The 1,016-nt window shown below is 69.3% G+C and carries 2 protein-coding genes; both read left to right on the top strand.

Going from position 1 to position 1,016, the window contains the following annotated elements:
* A partial coding sequence (locus Q1K57_RS05060; RefSeq protein WP_300079683.1) for a PTS transporter subunit EIIC occupies positions 1 to 701 on the top strand: 701 nt, incomplete at its 5' end.
* Positions 702 to 752: 51 nt separating this feature from the next.
* Positions 753 to 1,016, top strand: a 264-nt coding sequence (locus Q1K57_RS05055; protein WP_300079680.1) for a family 1 glycosylhydrolase, incomplete at its 3' end; no start/stop codon positions are given.

Below are 1,016 nucleotides of genomic sequence, written 5' to 3'. Positions count from 1 at the left end.
GGGTGCTGCCCGACGCGATCAAGAACTTCACCACCCCCCTGCTGTCGCTGCTGGTGATGGTGCCGCTGATCCTGCTCACGATCGGTCCGCTGACGACGCTGGCGGCGAACGGGCTCGCCGGAGGCATCACGTGGCTGTTCGCGGTGGCGCCCTGGGCGGCCGGCGCCGTGCTCGGCGGCTCGTGGCACGCGCTCGTCATCGTCGGCCTGCACTGGGGGCTGTTGCCGATCATCATGATGCAGCTCGGCTCCGGATTCTCCATCCTGATGGGACCCGCGCTGTCCGCCGTCATCGGGCAGGCGGGCGCGACGTTCGGCGTCCTACTGCGGACGAAGGACGCCGAGACCCGCAAGCTCGCCGGCCCGGCCGTGCTGTCCGCCCTGCTGGCGGGCATCACCGAGCCGTCGATCTACGGCGTCAACCTGCCGCGCAAGAAGCCGTTCGTGTTCGGCCTGGTCGGCGGAGCGGTGGGCGGCTCCCTGGGCGCCATCGCCGGCGGCGGAGCGACCTCGTTCGTGTTCCCGTCGCTGATCGGCATTCCGGCGTTCCTGGCGACGCCGAACCTGCCCCTGTTCTTCATCGGCGTCGCCGCGGCCTTCGCGATCGCGTTCGCCCTCACATTCTTCTTCGGCGTCAGCGACGCCCCCTCCCCGTCTGGGAGAGTGGAGCCAGGACCGGACGCCGCAACGATGCAGGACTGACCACCGGACCCGGTGGACGACGACCACACCACAGCCACGAGAGGAATCACCATGACGAAGACGTTCCCTGAAGGCTTCCTGTGGGGCGGCGCGACGGCCGCGAACCAGGTGGAGGGCGCCTACGCCGAGGACGGCAAGGGGCTCACCGTGCAGGACGTGACGCCCAAGGGCGCCTTCGGGCGTCCGACCGAGGAACCGACCCCGGACAACCTGAAGCACGTCGCCATCGACTTCTACCACCGCTACCCCGAGGACCTGAAGCTCATGGCCGGCATGAACTTCAACGTGTTCCGGCTGTCGATCGCGGTGGCACGC

This window comes from Propioniciclava sp. (assembly GCF_029977985.1).
GTDB lineage: Bacteria > Actinomycetota > Actinomycetes > Propionibacteriales > Propionibacteriaceae > Propioniciclava.
The sequence above is the reverse complement of the archived record's forward strand: the minus strand, read 5'-3'. Positions and strand labels throughout refer to the sequence as shown.